This window comes from Nonomuraea sp. K271 (assembly GCF_009908215.1).
Classification (GTDB): Bacteria; Actinomycetota; Actinomycetes; order Streptosporangiales; family Streptosporangiaceae; genus Nonomuraea; species Nonomuraea longispora.
Genome location: NZ_JAAAHR010000013.1, coordinates 46,112 through 67,725, shown reverse-complemented (window position 1 = coordinate 67,725; position 21,614 = coordinate 46,112). Strand labels below are relative to the sequence as shown.

Below are 21,614 nucleotides of genomic sequence, written 5' to 3'. Positions count from 1 at the left end.
CTCGCCTGGCTGCTGTGCGGTCAATCGGCTCTAGCGCAGCAGTCCGGCAGCCCTGGCCCAGCGGTACTTCGCACCGAGGACCGCCACGGGCTTCTCTGTCGTGTACGGGTACGCGACCACGCCATGCTCGAACAGGTACTCGCTGGCCTCCTCAACTTCGGTGTCCCCGGCGAGCGACGCCACGACCGGCTTGACGTTGCCCTTCTGCCGCTCCTCCGCCACGACGCTGGCGATGAGCTCGGCGAAGACCATCGGCGGCGTCACGATCGTGTGCCAGTAGCCCAGGACGAGCGCGTGGATGCGCTCGTCGGCCAGGCCGAGGCGGACCGTGTTCTCGTACGTCGATGGCGGTTCGCCGCCGGTGATGTCGATGGGGTTGCCCGCCGCCCCGAACGGGGGGATGTAGGCGCGGAAGGCCTCGTCCAGGTCGGGCGGGATGTCCATGAGCGTCAGGCCCGCGTCGACGATGGCGTCGGAGAGCAGCACGCCCGAGCCGCCGGCCCCGGTGATGATGACGACGTTCTCGCCCTTGGGCGCGGGCAGGATCGGCAGCGCGCGGGCGTACTCCAGCATGTCGTTGAGTCCCGGCGCGCGCACCACCCCGGCCTGCCGGAGGATGTCGTCGTAGACCTTGTCGTTGCCGGCCAGGGCCCCGGTGTGGGAGCCGGCCGCCCGCGCGCCCATCGCGGTGCGTCCCGCCTTGAGCACGATGACCGGCTTCTCCTTGACCACGCGGCGGGCGGCGTCGACGAAGCCGCGCCCGTCCTTGAGGTCCTCCAGGTGCATGGCCACGGCCTTGGTGTTGTCGTCCTGCTCGAAGAAGGTGAGCAGGTCGTCCTCGTCCACGTCGGCCTTGTTGCCGACGCCGACGATGGCGGAGACGCCCATCTTGGTGGTGCGGCTGAAGCCCAGGATGGCCATGCCGATACCGCCGCTCTGCGAGGTCAGCGCCACGCTGCCCTTGACGTCGTACGGCGTGCAGAACGTCGCGCAGAGGTTCTCCGGCGTGTAGTAGTAGCCGTAGATGTTGGGCCCGAGCATGCGCACGCCGTGCCTGCGCGCGATCTCGACGATCTCCTGCTGACCCTCGACGTTGCCGGTTTCGGCGAAGCCCGACGGGATCATGACGGCGCCCGCCACGCCCTTCTTGCCGGTCTCCTCCAGCGCCGCCGCGACGAACTTGGCGGGGATGGCGAACACGGCCACGTCCACGTCGCCGGGGACGTCGGAGATGCTCTTGTACGCGGGCAGCCCCATGATCTCGTCGGCCTTGGGGTTGATCGGCAGGATCTGCCCCTGGTAGCCGCCGTTGATGAGGTTGCGCATGACGGAGTTGCCGATCTTGCCGGTCTCGGCGGAGGCGCCGATGACCGCGACCGAGCGCGGCTTGAAGATCCGCGTCATCTGCCGGAGGATCTCCTCGCGCGACAGCCGGGCGACCTCGGCGGGCTTGTCGCCGATGAGGATGCGCACGTCGGCGGCGACCGCTCCGCTCGCGTCGGCGAAGACCGGGTTGAGGTCGATCTCGACGATCTCGGGGACGTCGGTGACCAGCCGGCCGACCCGCTCGATCAGGCCCGCGAGCGCCTCCCGGTTGGCGGGTTCGGCGCCGCGAGCACCACGGAGGACCTCTGCCGCCCTGATGTCGTCCAGCATGCCAAAGGCATCTTCACCCGAAAGTGGGGCAAGCCTAAAGGTAACGTCTTGCAAAACTTCGACCAGGACACCGCCAAGCCCGAAGGCGACGACCTTGCCGAACGTGGGATCGGTGACGGCGCCGACGATGACCTCGTGGCCGCCGCCGACCAGTTGCTGCACCTGGATGCCGTCGATCTTCGCGTCGGGGTTGTAGGCGCGGGCGTTGGCCAGGATCGTGTCGTAGCCCTCCCGCACCTCGTCGGCGCTTCTGAGGCCGACCAGCACGCCGCCGGCGTCCGTCTTGTGCAGGATGTCAGGCGAGACGATCTTGAGAACGACCGGGAGCCCGATCTTCTCGGCGACCTCCGCCGCCTCCGCCGCCGACGTGGCCAGCCCTTCGCCCGGGGTCGCGATGCCGTACTCCTCGCAGAGCCTGCGCCCTTCCGGTGCGGTCAGAGCCGTCCGCCCTTCGGCGAGCGCCTTGTCGATGACCTCCCTGGCCACGCTTGTGGTCGCCACTTAGATGACTCCGTTCGTCTTGAGTTCGGCGAGCTCGTCCGCGCTGACGCCCAGCTCGCCGTAGATGTCCTGGTTGTGCTCACCGAGCAGCGGCGGGGTGACGACGTCCACCGGCGAGTCCGACAACTGCAGCGGGCTGCCGACCGTCACGAACTCACCGCGTTCCGGGTGGTCGACCTTGACGACGATGCCCTCCTCGCGCAGGCTCTCGTCCTCCACCAGCTCCTTGGTCGACAGGATCGGCCCGCACGGGACGTTGGCGCCGTTGAACCGGTCGAGCACCGTCCACTTGTCGTGGCGGATCGTCCACTCCTCGATGAGCTGGAACATCTTGTCCAGCTTGGTCAGCCGCGCCTCCGGCGTCGCCCACTCGGGGTCGGCGGCCAGCTCGGGACGGCCGATGATGTTCGCGATCGGCTCCCAGCCGACCGGCTGCACGATCACGTAGATGTAGTCGTTGGGACCGCCGGGCGCGCAACGCACCGCCCAGCCCGGCTGGCCGCCGCCGCTGGCGTTGCCCGAGCGCGGCACCTCGTCGCCGAACGTCTTGTTCGGATATTCGCGCAGCGGGCCGTGCGCCAGCCGCTGCTGGTCGCGCAGCTTGACGCGGCACAGGTTCAGCACGGCGTGCTGCATGGCCACCTGGACGCGCTGGCCGCGCTGGGTCTGCTGGCGCTGGTAGAGGGCGGCCAGGATGCCGGCGACCGCGTGGATGCCGGTGCCCGAGTCGCCGATCTGTGCCCCGGTGGCCAGCGGCGGGCCCTCCTCGAAGCCGGTGGTGCTCATCGAGCCGCCCATCGCCTGCGCGATCACCTCGTACGCCTTGAACTTGGCGTACCGGCCGGGGCCGAAGCCCTTGATCGAGGCGTAGATGAGGCCGGGGTTGAGCTCCTGGAGGCGTTCCCAGGTGAAGCCCATGCGGTCGACGGCGCCCGGCCCGAAGTTCTCCACCAGGACGTCCGCGCTCTTCACCAGTTCGGTGAAGAGCTCCTTGCCGCGCTCGCTCTTCATGTTGAGGGTGATGCTGCGCTTGTTGCAGTTCAGCATCGTGAAATACAGGCTGTCTACGTCTGGCACGTCACGGAGCTGCTGTCGGGTGATGTCGCCTTTGGGGGCTTCCAGCTTGACCACGTCGGCGCCCAGCCACGCGAGCATCTGGGTGGCGGACGGGCCCGACTGGACGTGGGTCATGTCGAGGACGCGGACACCTTCGAGAGCCTTCATGTCGCTGTTTCCCCTACTTGTACATGGTCTGGTTCATCGTTCCGGGGGCGTAGACGTCCGGATCGACCCATACGTTGATCAGTGAGGGCTTGCCCGACTCCCTGGCCCGCTCCAGCGCGGGCCGGATCTCGGACGGGTCGCGGACCTCCTCGCCGTGGCCGCCGAGGAGCTTGGCGAACTCGCCGTAGCGGATGTCGCCGAGGGTGTTGCCGACGCGCGCGCGGTCCTCGCCGTACTTGGCGGCCTGGCCGTACCTGATCTGGTTCATCGAGGAGTTGTTGCCGATGATCCCGATGAACGGCAGGTCGAAGCGGACCATCGTCTCGAAGTCCCAGCCGGTCAGGCTGAAGGCGCCGTCGCCGAACAGGCACAGCACCTCCTTGTCCCGCCGCGCCTGCTTGGCCGCCATCGCGAAGGCCGTGCCGACGCCGAGCGTGCCGAGCGGTCCCGGGTCCATCCAGTGGCCGGGCGACTTCGGCTGCACGACCTGGCCGGAGAAGGTGACGATGTCACCGCCGTCGCCGATGTAGATGGTGTCCTCGGTGAGGAACTCGTTGATCTCGTGCACGAGGCGGTAGGGGTCGATGGGCCGGGCGTCGGAGTGCTGGCGGGGCAGGCGCTTCTCGTACGCCTGGGTTTCGACCGTGCGCAACTCCTCCAGCCACGCCTTGCGCTTGGCTGCGGCGTCCCCGATGCGGCCGCTCGCGGCCTGGGCTGCGGCGGACAGGACGAGGCCGGCGTCGCCGACGATGCCGAGGTCGATGTCCCTGTTCTTGCCGACGGTGCGGTAGTCGAGGTCGATCTGGACGACCGTCGCGGTCGGCGACAGGCGTTTGCCGTAGCCCATCCGGAAGTCGAACGGGGTGCCGACGATGATGATCAGGTCGGCCTCGGTGAAGGCGTACCTGCGGCTGAGCTGGAAGTGGTGCGGGTCGCCCGGCGCGAGCGTGCCGCGGCCCGAGCCGTTCATGTACGCGGGCACGTTGAGCGACCTGACGAAGCCGGTCGCCGCGTCCGTCGCCCGGCACGTCCAGACCTGGCTCCCGAGCAGGATGGCCGGCTTCTCGGCGTGCGCGAGCAGGTCGGCCAGCCGCTCGATCGCCTCGGGGTCGCCCGCCTGGCGGGTGGAGGCGCGGTAGCGGCCGGCCTCCGGGATCCGCGCCTTCTCCAGCGGGACCTTCGCGTCGAGCACGTCGCGCGGGATCTCCAGGAACGACGGGCCGGGAGCGCCGTGGTAGCACTCGCGGAAGGCCATGGACACGATGTCGGCCACCCGTTCCGTGCTGGGCACCGTGGCCGCGAACTTGGTGATGGGCGCCATCATGTCCACGTGGGGCAGGTCCTGGAGCGAGCCCATCTTGTGCTGGCTCAGAGCCCCCTGGCCGCCGATGAGCAACATGGGGCTCTCGGCGCGGAAGGCGTTGGCCACGCCGGTGACCGCGTCGGTCGTGCCCGGTCCGGCGGTGACCACCGCGCAGCCGGGCTTGCCGGTGATGCGCGCGTATCCGTCCGCGGCGTGCGCGGCTACCTGTTCGTGGCGTACGTCGATGACCTCGATGCCCTCATCGACGCAGCCGTCATAGATATCGATGATGTGGCCGCCGCAGAGCGTGTAGATCACTTCTACGCCCTCGGCCTTGAGTGCCTTGGCTACGAGATGACCGCCAGAGATCGTTTCCGACATCCTTCAAACCCTTTCCCGGGGACGGATCGCCTGTCTTCCGCATACTGCATACCGTATGAACGCAATGGTTACTCCCTCCTGAACGGCCTGTCTAGCCCCCCAGGGGCAACTCGATCAGCTCGACCTGCTCACCGGACCACCCCGGAGGCACCACGGCCAGCGCATCCGCGAGCGCTGCGCCCCACAACGAACCCGGCCGGTCATGTCCCACAGGCACGGCCCCGCGGCCGGATCTCCTGACCGGCACCAGCCGGGTGTCCCTCGGGTGCACCCTGACCGGGCCGGCCAGCGCGCTCGTCTCCCGGCCCGCCGCCGTGCCGGCCGCCTCGCGTACCAGCGGGGCCAGCAGCGTGAGCGCGGCGGCGAGGGCCGCGAACGGGTTGCCGGGCAGGCCCACGACGAGCCCGCCGCCCGGCAGGCGGGCCAGCATCTGCGGATGCCCAGGACGTACGGCGACGCCGTCGACGAGGAGCTCCGCCCCGAGCCGCGCCAGCACACCCCGGAGGTGGTCGGCCGGCCCCTTCGACGACGCCCCGCACACGACGGCCACCTCACCCGCGCCCGTTCCCGGCGCCCCATCCGCGAGAGCGGCGCGGAGAGGGCCGGGGCCGTCGGGGAGGCGGGTCTCGCCGGCGACCCGGCCGCCCGCCCACTCCACGAGGGCGGGCAGGAACGGCCCGATGGCGTCGCGGACCCGGCCCGGCGCGGGCAGCCCCGCGTGCACCACCTCGTCGCCGGTGACCAGCACCGTCACCCGGATCCGCGGACGTACGAGCAGGGTGTCGTGACCGAGCGAGGCGGCAAGCCCGAGTACGGCGGGGGTGACCATGGCGCCCGCGCCGAGCACGACCGCGTCCTCGGCGATGTCCTCGCCCCGCCGCCGGATGTGCCGCCCGGCCTCGACGGCGCCATCCACCCACGTGACGGGTTCGTGCCCGGCGCCCCCATGCCCTGAAGACGGTGCCGCGACCGTGTGCTCGTAGGGCAGCACCGCCTCCGCCCCCGCCGGGGCCGGGGCGCCGGTGGCGATCTCCACCGCCTCCCCGGCCCGCAGCACTTCCCCGTACGGCGCTCCCCCGGCCAGGACGCCGCCCACGACCAGCCACGGGCCCCGTCCCGCCACGGCGTAACCGTCCATCGCCGCCACGTCCACGCCGGGCACCGGCACGAGCGCCGCCAAGGGGGCGGTCAGGCGGCGGCCGAGCGCCTCCTGGAGCGGCACCCGCGCCGGCTCCAGCCGTCCCGCCGACCGCGCCGCGAGGGCCCGCGCGGCGGCCCATGGCATCGCTTCCACCACTGGTTCATGCCGAACAACGGTCACAGCTACGCTCCTTGACCCGACTTTTTCCATACTGTATACCGAATGCACAGTCGCTCGCCTCCAGCGGGCCGCGTGAACGGTCGGCCGCGGCGGCGGCCCACCGCTGTACGGGGCCGTACAGACAGTCCGACGCGAGAACGGAGCGGATGATGAAGGTCGCTGTTCTTGGCGCCGGCGCCATCGGCGCATACGTGGGGGCCGCCCTCCACAGAGCGGGAGTCGAGGTGCACCTCATCGCCAGAGGCGAGCACCTGCAGGCGATACGCTCCGCCGGTGTGCGGGTGCTCACCCCCAGGGGCGATTTCGTCGCCCATCCCCATGCCACCGACGACCCCACCGAGGTCGGCCCGGTGGACCACGTCTTCCTGGGCCTCAAGGCGAACAGTTACGCCGCCGCGGGCCCCATGATCCAGCCGCTTCTGCACGAGACCACGAGCATCATCGCCGCGCAGAACGGCATCCCGTGGTGGTACTTCCACGGACTGAAGGGCCCGCACGAGGGCTACCGCATCGAAAGCGTCGACCCGGGCGGCGCGGTGACGGCCGCGCTGCCGCTGCACCGGGCGATCGGCTGCGTCGTCTACGCCGCCACCGAGATCGAGAGGCCGGGCGTGATCCGCCACCTCGAAGGCACCAGGTTCTCCATCGGCGAGCCGAACGGCGAGCCGACCGAGCGATGCGCCGCCTTCAGCCGGGCGGCGGTCGAGGGCGGCCTGAAGTGCCCGGTGGAGCCGGATCTCCGCCGGGATGTTTGGATCAAACTCATGGGCAACATCGCCTTCAACCCCATCAGCGCGCTCGCCAGAGCGACGATGGCCGGGATCTGCCGCCACGACGGCACGAGAGGGCTGGTCGTGGCCATGATGCGGGAGACGGTCGAGGTCGCGAGGCGGGTGGGCTGCGATCCGGGCATCTCGATCGAGCGCCGTCTGCGAGGCGCGGAGAAGGCCGGCGAGCACAAGACGTCCACGCTCCAGGACCTGGAGAAGGGGAAACCGCTGGAGCTCGACGTGCTGCTGGCTGCGGTGGTCGAGCTGGCCGATCTCACTGGAGCGGAGGTGCCGACGCTGCGCGCGATCCACGCTGTGAGCGATCTGCTGAACGCGAACCTTGTCCGCGCGGTCTAGCTGGGAATACCGTGATTGTATACAGAATGGAGGGATCATGAGCTATGACCGCCTGACCCATCCACTGGTGCGCGAGAACGGCGTACTGCGCCAGGCGAGCTGGGAGGAGGCGCTGGAGCGCGCTGCGGAGGGCTTCCGCCGCAACGTCGCCGAGCACGGCCCCGACTGCTTCGCCATGTTGTCGTGCGCCCGTTCCACCAACGAGATGAACTACGTCGGGCAGAAGTTCACCCGCGTGGTAATAGGCACCAACAACGTGGACTCCTGCAACCGCACCTGCCACGCGCCCAGCGTGGCGGGGCTGTCGGCGGTGTTCGGCAGCGGCGGCGGCACCTCCTCCTACCAGGAGGTCGAGGACACCGACGTGATCGTCATGTGGGGTTCGGCGGCCAGGAACGCCCACCCCATCTTCTTCCAGCACGTGCTCAAGGGCATCCGCAAGGGCGCGCGCATGTTCGCGGTCGACCCCCGCCGCACCGGAACGGCCCAGTGGGCCGACCTGTGGCTGGGGCTCAACGTCGGCACGGACATCCCGCTCGCCCACGCGGTGGCCCGCGAGATCATCCACGCCGGCCTGCACAACGAGGCGTTCATCGAGCGGGCCACAAGCGGCTTCGAGGAGTTCAAGGAGTCGGTCGAGCCGTGGACGCTCAGCGTGGCCGAGCAGGTCACCGGCGTGCCCGCGGCCGCCATCCGCGAGCTGGCCCACTCCTACGCCCGCGCCGACCGCGCCCAGCTGTGCTGGACGCTCGGCATCACGGAGCACCACAACGCCACCGACAACGTACGTGCGCTCATCAACCTGTCCCTGCTGACCGGCCACGTCGGCCGCTACGGCTCGGGCCTGTCGCCGCTGCGCGGGCAGAACAACGTGCAGGGCGGCGGCGACATGGGAGCCATCCCCAACCGCCTGCCCGGCTTCCAGGACATCCTCGACCCCGGCATCAGGGCCAGGTTCGAGAGCGCGTGGGGCCGGCCGATCCAGCCGAGGTACGGGCACAACCTCACCGAGATGCTGGAGGCGATGGCCGAGGGCGAGGTCACCACGTGCTATCTGATCGGTGAGAATCCCGTGCAGTCGGAGGCCGACTCGCTGGCCTGCATCAAGCGCCTGTCGATGCTCGACCACCTGGTGGTGCAGGACATCTTCCTCACCAAGACCGCCCAGATGGCCGACGTCGTGCTGCCGGCCAGCGCCGCCTGGTGCGAGGCCGACGGCACGTTCACCAACAGCGAGCGCCGCGTCCAGCGGGTGCGCAAGGCCCTGGAGCCGCCGGGCGAGGCCCGCGACGACATCTGGATCATGTGCGAGATCGCGCGCAGGCTGGGCCACGACTGGCACTACGACGGCGCGGAGGAGGTCTGGAACGAACTGCGCGCCCTGTCCCCGCAGCACACGGGCATGACCTACCAGCGGCTGGCCGACCTGCAGGGCATCCAGTGGCCCTGCCCGTCGGAGGACTCGCTGGAGCCTCCCTACCTGCACGGCAGGCTGTGGGAGAACGACCCGTCGAAGCGCGGCACGCCGGCGCCGTTCGCGGTGCTGCGGCACTCGCCGCCGGTGGACCTGCTCGACGACGAATATCCGCTGCGGCTGACCACCGGCCGCCGGCTCGACTCCTACAACACCGGGGTGCAGTCGTCCGGGTTCGCCTCGCCGCTGCGCCGTGGCGAGACCGTCGAACTCTGCCCCGAGGACGCCGAGCGGCTCGGCCTCACCGAGGGCGAGGAGGTGCGGATCACCTCGCGGCGAGGCTCGGTGACCGCGCCGGTCTACATCGACCCCGCCCTGCGGCCGGGGCTCGTGTTCATGACGTTCCACTTCCCCGACGAGGTGGACACCAACTCCTTGACCATCGAGGCCACCGACCCGATCTCGGGCACGGCCGAGTTCAAGGCCGCCGCCGTACGTGTCGAGAAGCTCGTCAAGGCCGGGTGATCAGATGGATCTGAGATTTCGTGGGGCGGAGCCGTCCGAGGAGGAGCGCGCGGCGGTCGACGCCCTGCTCGGGCCGCCCGCCTCCGCCTGGGACGGCGGCGCGAGGACCGAGCAGGACCTGCGCTTCGCCGCCCGCGCGGAGGCCGCCCGGGACCAGTTGCTGCCCGCGCTGCACGCGGTCAACGACCGGGTCGGGTGGATCAGCGAGGGGGCGCTCGAGTACATCTGCCGGCGCCTGACGATCCCCCCGGCCGAGGCGTACGGCGTGGCCACGTTCTACGCGCTGTTCTCCGTGCAGCCGAGGCCGAAGCGGGTGCTGCACGTCTGCACCGACCTGGCCTGCCAGGCGAAGGGCGCGGAGTCCGTACGCAGGCGCGTCGAGGACCACTTCGGCCCGGCGGGCACGTCGTGGCAGGAGAGCCCCTGCCTGGGCATGTGCGAGCGGGCCCCGGCCGCGCTCGCCCTGGAGGCCGGCACGCCCCCCGTGGCGCAGGTGTACGCCCCCGCGACCCCTGAAACGATCACCACCATGGCCGAGGCGCCGCCGAACTCCAACGGCAGCACGCCGAGCGTCAAGGTCACCGGCGAGACCCCGGAACGGGCGGCGGTGCCGCAGACCGGGCAGGACGGACTGCTCCTGCTCAGGAGAATCGGCACCGTCGACCCGGCCAGCCTGGACGACTACCGGGCGGCCGGCGGCTACACCGCGCTGCGGCGGGCCTTCGAGCTCGGCCCCGCAGGCGTGATCCGCGAAGTGCTGGAGTCGGGCCTGGTCGGCAGGGGCGGCGCGGCGTTCCCGACCGGGCGCAAGTGGGACGCCACGGCCCGCCAGCCGGACCACCCCCACTACCTGGTCTGCAACGCCGACGAGAGCGAGCCGGGCACGTTCAAGGACCGGGTCATCATGGAGGGCGACCCGTACGCGCTCGTCGAGGCCATGACGATCGCCGCCTACGCCACCGGCTGCGCCCGGGGATACCTCTACATCAGGGGCGAATATCCCCGGGCGGTCGCGCGGCTCCAGCACGCGATCGCGACCGCCCGCGCGCGGGGCCTGCTCGGCGACGACATCCTCGGCAAGGGCCTGTCCTTCGACATCGAGCTGCGGAGGGGCGCGGGCGCCTACATCTGCGGCGAGGAGACCGCGATCTTCAACTCGATCGAGGGGCAGCGGGGCGAGCCGCGCAGCAAACCGCCGTTCCCGGTGGAGAAGGGGCTGTTCGGCAAGCCGACCGTGGTCAACAACGTCGAGACGCTGGTCAACGTGCTGCCGATCCTGGAGCGCGGGGCGCAGGCGTACGCGGCGGCCGAGCCCAAGCTGTTCTGCGTCTCGGGCGCGGTGGAACGCCCCGGCGTCTACGAGCTGACGTTCGGCGCCACGCTGCGCGAGCTGCTCGACCTGTCGGGCACCACCGGCACGACCAGGGCGGTGCTGCTGGGCGGCGCGGCCGGCGCGTTCGTCACCGATCTGGACATCCCGCTCACCTTCGAGGGCACCAGGGCCGCCGGCGCGACGCTCGGCTCGGGCGTGGTGCTCGTCATCGACGACGGCGTGGACCTCAAGAGCCTGCTGCTGCGCATCGCGGAGTTCTTCCGCGACGAGTCCTGCGGCCAGTGCGTGCCCTGCCGGGTGGGTACGGTACGCCAGGAGGAGGCCCTGCACCGGTTGTCGCGCCGGGTCGACGACGATGATCTCGTGCTGCTGCGCGAGGTCGGGCAGACCATGCGTGACGCCTCCATCTGCGGCCTCGGACAGACCGCCTGGAACGCCGTCGAATCAGCCATCGACCGCCTGGGAGTTTTCAGATGATCCCGCTCCAGCCGCCCCGCCGGCTCATCGACGTCGAGATCGACGGCGAGACCGTGCGCGTGCCAGAGGGCTCGACGATCCTCGACGCGTGCGCCGTGGCGGGCAAGGACATCCCGACGCTCTGCTACGGCGACACGCTCACCCCGAAGAACGCCTGCCGGGTCTGCGTGGTGGAGGTGGAGGGCGCGCGGACGCTGGCGCCCGCCTGCTCCAGGAAGGCCGAGAAGGGCATGAAGGTCGGCACCGACACCGAGCGCGCCCGGCAGAGTCGCAAGGTGGTGCTGGAACTGCTCGGGTCCTCGGTGGACCTGTCGACCACCCCGAGGGCGGCCGAGTGGACGGAGGAGTACGACGCCGACCCGGCCAGGTTCGGCGACGACGCCGCCACCGTCGAGCAGCCCGCCAAGGTCGACAACGAGCTCTACGTACGCGACTACAGCAAGTGCATCATGTGCTACAAGTGCGTGGACGCCTGCGGCGACCAGTGGCAGAACACCTTCGCCATCGGCGTCGCGGGCCGGGGCTTCGACACGACGATCTCCACGGAGTTCGACGCCCCGCTCACCGACTCGGCCTGCGTCTACTGCGGCAACTGCGTCGAGGTGTGCCCCACGGGCGCGCTGTCGTTCAAGAGCGAGTTCGACATGCGGGCCGAGGGCACCTGGGACGAGTCGAAGCAGACGGAGACCACGACGATCTGCAGCTACTGCGGTGTGGGCTGCAACCTGACCCTGCACGTGCAGGACAACAAGATCGTCAAGGTGACCTCGCCGCACGACAACCCGGTCACCAAGGGCAACCTCTGCGTCAAGGGCCGCTTCGGGTACGGCTATGTCTAGGGTCTCCGTCAAACGCCGCATCCTGCGGGTGAAGGACACCGCCCGCACCCGCAGGATCGACTCGCTGGCCGCCGAGGAGCCGCTGGAGATCCGGCTCAACGGCACGCCGCTGACGGTCACCATGCGCACGCCCGGCGACGACTTCGACCTGGCCGCGGGCTTCCTCGTCAGTGAGGGCGCCGTGGGATCGCCGGACGACATCGCCACGATCCGCTACTGCGCGGGCGCGACGGTGGACGGCGGGAACACGTACAACGTGCTCGACGTGCGGCTCGCGCCCGGCGTCCCGGCGCCGGAGCCGCGTAACTTCTACACCACCTCCTCCTGCGGCGTCTGCGGCAAGGCGTCGCTGGAGGCGGTGCGCACCGTGGCGCGCTGGAGCGCCGGCGACGACCCCGTCGAGCTGACGCAGCCGGTGATCGCGTCGCTGCCGCTGCGGCTGCGGGCGGCCCAGCGGGTCTTCGACAGGACCGGCGGGCTGCACGCGGCGGGCCTGTTCACGGCCGACGGCGAGGCGTTGTGCGTGCGCGAGGACGTGGGCCGGCACAACGCCGTCGACAAGCTGCTCGGCTGGGCGCTCAGGAACGGCCGGCTGCCGTTGCGGGGCACCGTGCTGATGGTGTCGGGGCGGGCGTCGTTCGAGCTGGTGCAGAAGGCGGTCATGGGGGGCGTCCCCGTGCTCGCCGCGGTGTCCGCGCCCTCCTCGCTCGCGGCCGAGCTGGCCGCCGAGGAAGGGCTGACGCTCATCGGCTTCCTCCGGGGTGACTCGATGAACGTCTACGCGGGCGAACACCGGCTGAGCGAGGAGGCCCTGCTCCCCGACTGATCACCCCATTCCGCGAGGCGCGGCCGGGCCGGCCGGCGCCTCGCGGCCGCGAACGTCGCTCCGGGCACCGGCAACGGCTCTGCCGGCGCACGACCACCGGGGCGACCGCGGGATGCCGAGCGGCGTGCCCGGGCCCCCAGCCGCCGTCCGGCATCCTGTCCTCCTGGCCTGGAACGCTCCCGCCGCCGCGTCACCCTGCGTGGAGATTTTGACAATCATTTTCATTCTGCAGCATACTGGGTGCATGATTTCAGGATTTTCCCGGTCTTGTGCTGCACGCTTGCTGGCGGGAGCCGCGCTGGTCACCACCACCGCCGCGTGCGGCGCCGGCTCCGCCACCACAGAGGCGGAGGGCGGCAGGCCCGAGGTGGTCGCCGCCTTCTACCCGCTCCAGTGGCTGACCGAGCAGGTCGGGGGATCCGACGTGCAGGTGACGAGCCTGACCGCGCCCGGCGTCGAGCCCCACGATCTGGAGCTGGGCATCCAGCAGGTCACCGCGGTCAGGAACGCCGCGCTCACCGTCTACGTCAAGGGTGTGCAGCCGGCCGTGGACGACGCCGTGGAGCCCGACACGAGCTTCGACGCCGCGACCGCCGTCAAGACGATCCCGGCGGCCGGCGGGCACGCGGAGGAGCACGGACACGCCGAGGAAGGCGCCGAGGAGCATGAGCACGAGGTCGCCTACGACCCGCATCTGTGGCTCGACCCGTCCCGCCTGGCCACCGTCGCCACGAAGCTGGGCGAGCGGCTGGCCGCCGCCGACGCCCCGCGCGCCAAGGCGTACCAGGACCGCGCCGCGAAGACGGCCGCCGCGCTCGGCACACTCGACCAGGAGCTCGCCCAGGGCCTCGGCACATGCAAGACGAGGACGCTGGTCACCGCGCACGAGGCGTTCGGATATCTCGCGGATCGTTACAAGCTCAAGCAGGTCGGCATCACGCTCGACCCCGAGACCGAGCCGTCGCCCACCCGCATCTCCGAGGTGGCCAAGCTCGCCAAGGCCGAGGGCGTGACCACGATCTTCACCGAGACCCTGGTCAGCCCGAAGGTGGCCGAGGTGCTCGCGAGCCAGGTCGGCGCGAGGACGGCAGTGCTCGACCCGCTGGAGAGCAAGCCCTCGGGCGATTACATGTCGGCCATGCGCGATAACCTCAGAACCCTACAAACAGCACTGGGGTGTACGGCATGAGCGAAACGGCCTTCGCGATGACCGGCGGCCGGGTCTCCTTCGAGGGCAAACCCGTCCTCCAGGGGATCGACCTGACCGTCCGTCCCGGGGAGGTCGTCGCCCTGCTGGGCGCCAACGGCTCGGGCAAGTCCACGCTGGTCCGCGCACTGCTCGGCCTCACGCCGCTGTCCGGCGGCTCGACCCTGCTGTACGGCTCGCCGCCCGCCAGGTTCCGCGAGTGGTGGCGCATCGGCTACGTGCCGCAGCGGCTCCACGTGGGCGGCGGCGTGCCCGCCAGCGTGCGTGAGGTCGTGGCCTCCGGCCGGATCGCCAGGCAGAGCAGGTTCCGCAGGACCAGCGTGGCCGACAGGGCCGCCGTGGCGAGCGCGCTGGAGGCCGTCAGGCTGGCCGACCGCGAAGGTGATCCCGTCCAGTCGTTGTCCGGGGGCCAGCAGCAACGGGTGCTCATCGCCCGCGCGCTGGCCGGGGAGCCGGACACGTACGTCATGGACGAGCCGACCGCGGGCGTGGACGCCGAGACGCAGAAACTGCTCGCCGACACCCTGGCCGCGCTGGTGCTGGACGGCAAGACCGTGGTGCTGGTCGCGCACGAGCTGGGCCCGCTGGAGCCGATCATCACGCGCGGCGTCGTGATCCGCGAGGGCCGGGTCGTGCACGACGGCAGGCCGCCGCGTCCCGAGGGCGACTGCGCCCGGCCTGGGCACGAGCACCAGCACCCGCACGCGCCCGTCGAGCCGGGTGCGGGACCGCTCACGGGGTGGCAGGGGGACCCACGATGATCATCGAGTTGCTTCAGGAGGAGCTGTTCCAGCTCGCGCTGATCGCGGCGCTGCTGGTGGGGCTCTGTGCGCCCGCGGTCGGCACGTTCATCGTGCAGCGCAGGTTGTCGCTGCTCGGCGACGGCATCGGGCACGTGGCGCTGACCGGCGTGGCGCTCGGGTTCCTCACCGGCACCGCGCCCGTGCTGACCGCGGTGATCGTGTCCGTGCTCGGCGCCGTGGCCATCGAGCTGGTCAGGGCGCGCGGCCGCACCAGCGGCGACGTGGCGCTGGCGCTGCTGTTCTACGGCGGGATCGCGGGCGGCGTCATGCTCATGGGCATCGCGCCCGGCGGCAGCACCACCAAGCTCAACTCCTACCTGTTCGGCGCCATCGCCAGCGTCACCCCCGGGGACATCTGGGTCATCGCCGCGCTGGCCGCCGCGGTGATCGCGGTCGTGGTGATCTTCGGCAGAGAGTTGTTCGTGCTCTGCCAGGACGAGGAGATGGCCAGGGCCAGCGGCCTGCCGGTGCGTTTCCTCAGCCTGCTGATCGCTGTCACGGCGGCGCTCACCGTCGTCATCGCCATGCGCGTGGTCGGCCTGCTGCTGGTCAGCGCGCTGATGGTGATCCCGGTGGCCACCAGCCAGCAGCTGACGCGGGGCTTCCGCACGACGATGCTGCTGGCCATGGTGTTCGGGGTGCTCGCCTCCGTGGGCGGTCTGCTGGCCTCCACCTACTCGGCCAAGGTCCCGCCGGGTGCCGCGATCGTGCTTCTTGCGCTCGCCGGCTTCGTCCTGGCCCTCGGGGTCGGTAGATTCGTACGGCGAGGCCGTACCCAGGAGTCACCATTGAGCGAGCGACCAAAGCTGCGCGTCGAGGAGGTCGCATGACGACGAGACGCGATGCCGTGCACGACACCCTGCGCAGGAGCGAGGGTTTCCGCAGCGCGCAGGACGTCTATGCCGAGATGCGCCTGCACGGCGCCAAGATCGGCCTGACCACGGTCTACCGCGCTCTGCAGGCGCTGGCCGACGGCGGCCAGGTCGACGTGCTGCGCACCGACGAGGGCGAGTCGGTCTACCGCGCCTGCGCGAGCGACACCCACCACCACCACCTGGTGTGCCGCCGCTGCGGCCGCACCGTGGAGGTCGACGGGCCCGCGGTCGAGCGCTGGGCCGAGACGGTCGGCAGCGAGCACGGGTTCACCGAGATCACTCACACGGTCGAGGTCTTCGGCACCTGCTCGTCCTGCTCGGCCCCGGCCAGGACGGGCTGAGCCCGGCGCGAGCCGTAGAGCACGCCGAGCACGATGATCGCGCAGCCCGTGAGCTGCAACACCGACGGGCGCTCCCCGAGCGCCAGCGCGGAGATGCCCACGGTCGTCATGGGCTGGATCAGCAGCAGCAGCGCGGTGAGCGCGGCGGGCTGGCGCGGCAGCGAATACGTGATCAGCGACCATCCGAGCACCTGCGGTCCCAGCGCGAGCAGCAGCAGCCAGCCGTGCGCCGGCTGGTCCGGAGTGAAGTCCGCGCCGCCGAACACGGGGCTGAGCAGCGCGATCGTCGCGGCGGTCACCACGGTCGCGTGCGCCAGCGGGCCCGCGCCACGATCCGGCCCCGCCTTCATCAGCAGCAGGAAAACCGCGTACGACAACGACGTGGCGACCCCCGCGAGCACCCCCATCATGGGGTCGCTGCCGTAGGCCGCGCTGTCGAACACCCCGGAGATCAGCACCACGCCGCCGAACACGACCGGCGTCCCCGCCATCAGCCGCGTGGACGGCCGCTCCCCGAACACCGCCCAGGCGGCGAACGCCACGATGAACACCTGCAGGTTGCCCAGCACGGTGGCCAGCCCCGCGCCGACGTACTCGATGGCGTGGTGCCAGAACAGCAGGTCGAGCGCGAACACCGCGCCCGCCGAATAGGCCGTCAGGAGCGCCTTGCGCGGCATCGGGCCTAAGCGGCGCCGCTCCAGCCAGGCCAGCACGAGCATCGGCGGCACGGCGTACGCGCATCGGAAGAACGCGGAGGTCGCGGGTGACACGTCGGCCATGCGGACCATGGGGCCAGAGGTGGAGATGATGAGCGCCCCGGCGATCGCGACCATGACGATACGCCGATGTGCACTCACGGAAACCCCCGATGCCCCGAGCAGGAGATACGCTGCGACAACGCTAGAACCCGGCGCGTACAGGAGTCAACATGCCGTTTGGCCATGACATGGTGCATTCGTTGGCCACCGTTGTCGAGCTGGTCAACACCTCGCCCTCCACCGGCGGCGACGAGGGCCTGGCCGGCCTGGCCGAACTGCAGGCGTTCGTTGAGTCCCGCGAGATCAGCGGCGTGGGCCGGCTCACGGCCCGCGACCTGGGGCAGGTGCGGATGGTGCGGGAGGCGTTCCACCGCGTCTTCACCGCCACCGACCAGCCGAGCGCCGTCCGCCTCCTCAACGCCCTGCTGTCGGAGACGCGCATCACGCCAAGGCTCACCGAGCACGACGGGCATCCGCTGCACGTGCACTATTTCGCCGCCGACGCGACGCTGGCGGAGCACGTGGCGGCCGACTGCGGGGTGGCACTGGCCCACCTGCTGGTCGAGGGCGAGGCCGAGCGCCTGCGCACGTGCGCGGCGCCCGACTGCGACCGGGTGTTCGTCGACGAGTCCCGCAACCGCTCGCGCGTCTACTGCGACAGCCGCACGTGCGGCAACCGCATGCACGTCGCCGCCTACCGCGCCCGCCGCCGGGCATGAGCCGCTAGACCTGGTTGGGCATGGCCCCGCCGTAGCGGCGGTCGCGCTTGGCGTAGATTTCGCACGCCTCCCACAAGTCTCTGCGGTCGAAGTCGGGCCAGAGCCGGTCGAGGAACACCATCTCGGCGTAGGCCGACTGCCACAGCAGGAAGTTGGAGAAGCGCTGCTCTCCCGACGACCGTACGAACAGGTCGACCTCGGGAATCCCCGGCTCGTCGAGATAGCGGGCGAACACCTTCTCGTTGACCTTGGACGGCCTGACCCGCCCGGCCGCGATGTCCTCGGCCATCCGCACCGCCGCGTCGACGATCTCGGCCTGCCCGCCGTAGTTGACGCAGAACTGGAGCGTCAGCGTACGGTTGTCGACGGTCATCTCCTCGGCCGTCTGCAGCTCGGAGATGACGCTCTTCCACAACCGCCCCGGCCGGCCGGCCCAGCGCACGCGCACGCCCATGGCGTTGAGCTCGTCGCGGCGCCGCCGGATCACGTCGCGGTTGAAGCCCATGAGGAAACGCACCTCGTCGGGAGAGCGCTTCCAGTTCTCCGTCGAGAACGCGTAGGCGCTCAGATAGGGGATGCCCAGCTCCAGAGCCCCCTCGATGACGTCGAACAGCGATGACTCGCCTGCCTTGTGCCCCTCGGTGCGCGGCAGCCCCCGCGCCTTGGCCCAGCGGCCGTTTCCGTCCATGACGATGGCGACGTGCCGGGGCACCAGCTCGCGCGGGATCGGCGGCGGCGTCGCGCCTGACGGATGCGGGGACGGTGGTCGGACGTTCACGCGGGCTCCCTTTCGACGTGTCGGAGAGAGCGTATGCCGTGTTCGAGGTGCCACTGCAGATAGGCGGCGACCAGACCGCTGCACTCGCTGCGATGGCGCGACTCCGACACGTCGGCCGCCGCCCAGTCGCCCCGCAGCAGCGCCGCCATGAGCCCGATCGTCTCTCCCGCGGGCACGGCCGACCCGGACGGTTTGCACGCCCCGCACACCACGCCGCCCGCGACGATGGCGAACGCCCTGATCGCCGGGGCCCGGCACTTGGCGCACGCGTCGAGCGCGGGGGCGTAGCCCGCCACGGCCAGGGAGCGCAGAAAATAGGCGTCCAGCACCAGCCTGGCCTCGTGGTCCCGGTCGGCGAGCGTGCGCAGCCCGCCCACCAGCAGCAGGAACTGCCGCAGCGCCGGCTCCTTCTCCCCGTGCGTCAGCCGGTCGGCGGTCTCCAGCATCGCGGTGCCCGCGGTGTAGCGGGGATAGTCGGCGGCCAGCGCCTCCCCATAGGGTCTCAGCGTCTCCGCCTGGGTGACGACGTCGAGGGTGCGCCCGGTGTGCAGCTGCAGGTCGACGTGCGTGAACGGCTCAAGCCTCGCCCCGAAACGCGATGTCGTGCGGCGCACGCCCTTGGCCACCGCGCGGACCTTGCCGGTGCGCTTGGCCAGGATGGTGACGATGCGATCGGCCTCACCGAGTTTCTGTGTACGCAGGACCACGCCTTCGTCACGGTAGAGACTCACTCGGACATCTTACGGCCACTCTCGGTACCGACGGGCGAACGTTACGGGCATGCTCTGTTGACGCAACTTTGCGTAACCCTCACTAGACTTTGACGCCTGTCCCCGCATCACCCGTTGTTCAACCCCCCGCAACCGCCTCGAAAGGGAGACATGACCCGCGTGGTCCTGCTGGGCGCCTCGCCCGGCCCCGAAACCTCTCCGACCGGCCTGAGGCTGGCCGCGCTAGCCGGCAACCCGACTGTGGCCGAGCGACTACGCAGCCAGGTCACCTCCATGGATCCGCGGCCCGCCACCATCGAGTCAGGCGATGTGGCCGCCGCCCTGCGAGCCCTGGCCGATGTCGCAGCATCAGCAACGGAAAACCTCTTCATCATCCCCACCAACTCCGTCGTCCACGACGAGCTGATCTACCAGATCACCAAGTCCAAGCGCGGTGCGCTGGCGCTCGTCGCGAAGGAGCCGCGCTACGGGATCTCCGAGGAGGCGCAGGAGGACACCGGTCAGGAGGACAACGGTCCTGAAGACGGCGACGACGAGCCCGCCCAGGAGGGGCGCGTCCCGATCTCGGAGGCGGAGCCCGAGATCGGCTACGAGCGCCTCGAAGGCCTGCCCGTCCGCGCCCGCATCGGCAAGTCCTCGCGTGTGGTCTCGGTGGGCACCGCCTACCACGCCGTCACCAGGCCCAACGCGGCCCTGCTCGGCCCGCTGCACGTGAGCGCGCGCAACGCCCCCGTGCTGGCGCAGACCTGCCGCGAGCTGGCCGAGATCGCCCACCGCTTCGGCGATGACGACGACCTGGTGCAGCTCATTGTGTTCGGGCTCGTGCGCAACGGCGTGTCGGTCGGCATCCGCGGCCGCCGCGACCTGTTCTACCGCCGGGTCACCACCCAGGAGGAGGTGAACGAAGCGGGCGCCGAGATGACCGGCATGAACGAAGACCGCTCCAGGCTCAACAACGCGGTCAAGGGCGCCGACGGCTTCTTCACCACCTACTTCGTCTCCACCTACTCCCGCTTCATCGCCCGCTGGGCGGCCAGGCGCGGGTGGACACCCAACCAGGTCACGCTGATCTCGATCGCGCTCGGCGTGGCGGCGGCCGTCTGCTTCGCGACGGGCGATCGCCCGTGGATGGTGGCGGGCGGCATCCTGATCTACTTCGCGTTCGTCTTCGACTGCGTCGACGGCCAGGTGGCCCGCTACGCCCGCAAGTTCGGCGTGCTGGGGGCGTGGCTGGACGCCACGTTCGACCGGTTCAAGGAATACGTGGTCTTCGCCGGCCTGGCCATCGGCTGGGTCGTCTCCGGCAACAGCGAGGACATCTGGATCCTGGCGCTGGCCGCGATCGGCCTGCAGTCGGTGCGCCACCTGCTCGACTTCTCCTTCGGCATCTCCAACCGCCGCAAGCCCCCGGCCAAGCTGCCCACCCTGGCGCTCGACGTGCCTGACGACCGCGACCTGCGCGAGGCGCTGACGCGGCGCAAGGTCGAGCGCAACCAGGGCGTGCGGGGCGTGCTCAAGATGTGGAGCAAGGCGGGCAAGCACCGCGCCGTCCACTGGGCGCGCAAGATGATCGTGTTCCCCATCGGCGAGCGGTTCGCGGCCATCGCGATCACCGCCGCCCTCTTCGACGCCCGGATCACCTTCCTCACCCTGGTGATCTGGGGCTCCGTCGCCGCCATCTACACCCTCACCGGACGCCTCATGAGGTCGCTCGTATGATCACCCAACCGCAGGCCATGGCCACTCCCACGCCGGACCCCGACGAGGAACGCCGCCGCACCCAGACCGCCCGCCTGCTCGCCTACCGCGACGACGGACCACTAACCCACGCGCTGGCCGGCAAGCTCGGCAAGGGCCTGCCGCCCGTCCCAGCCACGCTCGTCGCCCTGCTGGCGATCGTCGGCCTCATCGTCGCCGGCGTGCTGGAGCCGGGCCCGGTCCTGCTCCTGCCCGTGGCGATCATGCTGCTGCTGGTGCTGCCCACCGCGCCGCGCGACCACCTGGGCCGCTTCGACTGGCTCACCCCGCCGCTGTTGCGCGGCACCGAGTTCCTCACCATGATCGCCGTCGGTCTCGTGGCCGACGCGCCGAGGTGGCTGCTGTTCGTGCTGGTGTACGTCGTGGGCTACCACACCTACGACACCGTCTACCGCACCCGGCAGAGCATCTGGCCGCCCGCCTGGGTGTTCTACGCGGGGCTCGGATGGGAGCTTCGGCTGCTCATCATCGGCGCCGGGGCCGCGCTGGAAGCGCTGACCCCGGTGCTGGCGGTGCTGACGGCCTACCTGTTCGTGTTGTTCGCGGTGGAGAGCGTGACGAGCTGGGTCCGCCTCGACAAGGCCTCCGCCGCGGGCGCCGACGCCGAGCAGGACCTCGAAGCCTCTCCGGAAGAGGCGATGGAGCAGGCGCAGGCCAACGGCGAGGCCAAAGGCTGACCGGGTCACCGCCGCGGCACCGGCCCCGCTCGGTGCCGCG

At 70.7% G+C, this 21,614-nt stretch carries 19 protein-coding genes; 12 read left to right on the top strand and 7 right to left on the bottom strand.

The annotated features are described in order from the left end of the window. Window positions 1-30: 30 nt before the first annotated feature. The 4 genes from GUY59_RS06855 to GUY59_RS06840 form a co-directional block, all read right to left on the bottom strand. Window positions 31-2,157 (bottom strand): acetate--CoA ligase family protein, encoded by a 2,127-nt coding sequence (locus GUY59_RS06855; RefSeq protein WP_138199248.1) that lies wholly within the window; start codon window positions 2,155-2,157, stop codon window positions 31-33. Continuing rightward, window positions 2,158-3,381, bottom strand: a complete 1,224-nt coding sequence (frc, locus tag GUY59_RS06850) for a formyl-CoA transferase (RefSeq protein ID WP_132333707.1) — start codon at window positions 3,379-3,381, stop codon at window positions 2,158-2,160. Between the two features lie 13 nt (window positions 3,382-3,394). After that, window positions 3,395-5,065, bottom strand: coding sequence for a thiamine pyrophosphate-binding protein (locus tag GUY59_RS06845; protein WP_138199249.1), 1,671 nt, complete (start codon window positions 5,063-5,065; stop codon window positions 3,395-3,397). A 91-nt stretch (window positions 5,066-5,156) separates the two neighbouring features. Beyond that, on the bottom strand, window positions 5,157-6,350 hold the full coding sequence (locus tag GUY59_RS06840) for a molybdopterin-binding protein (RefSeq protein ID WP_138199250.1): 1,194 nt from the start codon (window positions 6,348-6,350) through the stop codon (window positions 5,157-5,159). 185 nt (window positions 6,351-6,535) lie between these two features. On the opposite strand from GUY59_RS06840, the gene GUY59_RS06835 reads away from it, so the two are divergent. The 9 genes from GUY59_RS06835 (at window position 6,536) to GUY59_RS06795 (ending at window position 16,153) form a co-directional block, all read left to right on the top strand. Continuing rightward, on the top strand, window positions 6,536-7,513 hold the full coding sequence (locus tag GUY59_RS06835) for a 2-dehydropantoate 2-reductase (RefSeq protein ID WP_138199295.1): 978 nt from the start codon (window positions 6,536-6,538) through the stop codon (window positions 7,511-7,513). A gap of 37 nt (window positions 7,514-7,550) precedes the next feature. Further along, window positions 7,551-9,452, top strand: coding sequence for a molybdopterin oxidoreductase family protein (locus GUY59_RS06830; protein WP_132333710.1), 1,902 nt, complete (start codon window positions 7,551-7,553; stop codon window positions 9,450-9,452). Between the two features lie 4 nt (window positions 9,453-9,456). Then, window positions 9,457-11,262 (top strand): NAD(P)H-dependent oxidoreductase subunit E, encoded by a 1,806-nt coding sequence (locus GUY59_RS06825; protein WP_138199251.1) that lies wholly within the window; start codon window positions 9,457-9,459, stop codon window positions 11,260-11,262. Further along, window positions 11,259-12,101 (top strand): 2Fe-2S iron-sulfur cluster-binding protein, encoded by an 843-nt coding sequence (locus GUY59_RS06820; RefSeq protein ID WP_138199252.1) that lies wholly within the window; start codon window positions 11,259-11,261, stop codon window positions 12,099-12,101. The genes GUY59_RS06825 and GUY59_RS06820 overlap by 4 nt, the downstream gene beginning before the upstream one ends. Continuing rightward, window positions 12,094-12,927 (top strand): formate dehydrogenase accessory sulfurtransferase FdhD, encoded by an 834-nt coding sequence (gene fdhD, locus GUY59_RS06815; protein ID WP_132333713.1) that lies wholly within the window; start codon window positions 12,094-12,096, stop codon window positions 12,925-12,927. The genes GUY59_RS06820 and fdhD overlap by 8 nt, the downstream gene beginning before the upstream one ends. Before the next feature lie 280 nt (window positions 12,928-13,207). After that, on the top strand, window positions 13,208-14,116 hold the full coding sequence (locus GUY59_RS06810; RefSeq protein WP_138199253.1) for a metal ABC transporter substrate-binding protein: 909 nt from the start codon (window positions 13,208-13,210) through the stop codon (window positions 14,114-14,116). After that, complete coding sequence (locus GUY59_RS06805) at window positions 14,113-14,895, top strand: metal ABC transporter ATP-binding protein (protein WP_138199254.1); 783 nt, start codon at window positions 14,113-14,115, stop codon at window positions 14,893-14,895. The genes GUY59_RS06810 and GUY59_RS06805 overlap by 4 nt, the downstream gene beginning before the upstream one ends. After that, window positions 14,892-15,767 carry a metal ABC transporter permease gene (locus tag GUY59_RS06800; RefSeq protein WP_201760570.1) on the top strand — a complete coding sequence of 292 codons (876 nt, stop codon included), beginning with the start codon at window positions 14,892-14,894 and terminating at the stop codon, window positions 15,765-15,767. The genes GUY59_RS06805 and GUY59_RS06800 overlap by 4 nt, the downstream gene beginning before the upstream one ends. Further along, window positions 15,764-16,153: a Fur family transcriptional regulator gene (locus GUY59_RS06795; RefSeq protein ID WP_132333715.1), complete on the top strand. Its 390-nt coding sequence runs from the start codon at window positions 15,764-15,766 to the stop codon at window positions 16,151-16,153. Before GUY59_RS06800 ends, GUY59_RS06795 begins: the two co-directional genes overlap by 4 nt. On the opposite strand, the gene GUY59_RS06790 is transcribed toward GUY59_RS06795, so the two are convergent. After that, a complete protein-coding gene (locus GUY59_RS06790) occupies window positions 16,093-17,010 on the bottom strand; it encodes a DMT family transporter (RefSeq protein ID WP_252374829.1) in 918 nt (305 codons plus the stop codon). The genes GUY59_RS06795 and GUY59_RS06790 overlap by 61 nt on opposite strands. 92 nt (window positions 17,011-17,102) lie before the next feature. On the opposite strand from GUY59_RS06790, the gene GUY59_RS06785 reads away from it, so the two are divergent. Then, a complete protein-coding gene (locus GUY59_RS06785) occupies window positions 17,103-17,630 on the top strand; it encodes a CGNR zinc finger domain-containing protein (protein ID WP_330849141.1) in 528 nt (175 codons plus the stop codon). A 4-nt stretch (window positions 17,631-17,634) separates the two neighbouring features. Here GUY59_RS06785 and GUY59_RS06780 read toward each other — a convergent pair whose 3' ends face one another. Together GUY59_RS06780 and recO are read right to left on the bottom strand one after the other, a co-directional pair. Beyond that, complete coding sequence (locus GUY59_RS06780) at window positions 17,635-18,408, bottom strand: isoprenyl transferase (RefSeq protein ID WP_138199255.1); 774 nt, start codon at window positions 18,406-18,408, stop codon at window positions 17,635-17,637. Further along, entirely contained in the window at window positions 18,405-19,139 is a 735-nt protein-coding gene (gene recO, locus GUY59_RS06775; protein ID WP_132333717.1) for a DNA repair protein RecO, read from the bottom strand. The genes GUY59_RS06780 and recO overlap by 4 nt, the downstream gene beginning before the upstream one ends. Window positions 19,140-19,289: 150 nt before the next feature. Here recO and GUY59_RS49850 point away from each other — a divergent pair, with 150 nt between their 5' ends. Continuing rightward, window positions 19,290-20,858 carry a CDP-alcohol phosphatidyltransferase family protein gene (locus GUY59_RS49850; RefSeq protein WP_138199256.1) on the top strand — a complete coding sequence of 523 codons (1,569 nt, stop codon included), beginning with the start codon at window positions 19,290-19,292 and terminating at the stop codon, window positions 20,856-20,858. Then, window positions 20,855-21,574: a DUF5941 domain-containing protein gene (locus tag GUY59_RS49845; RefSeq protein ID WP_138199257.1), complete on the top strand. Its 720-nt coding sequence runs from the start codon at window positions 20,855-20,857 to the stop codon at window positions 21,572-21,574. The genes GUY59_RS49850 and GUY59_RS49845 overlap by 4 nt, the downstream gene beginning before the upstream one ends. Window positions 21,575-21,614: the final 40 nt, after the last annotated feature.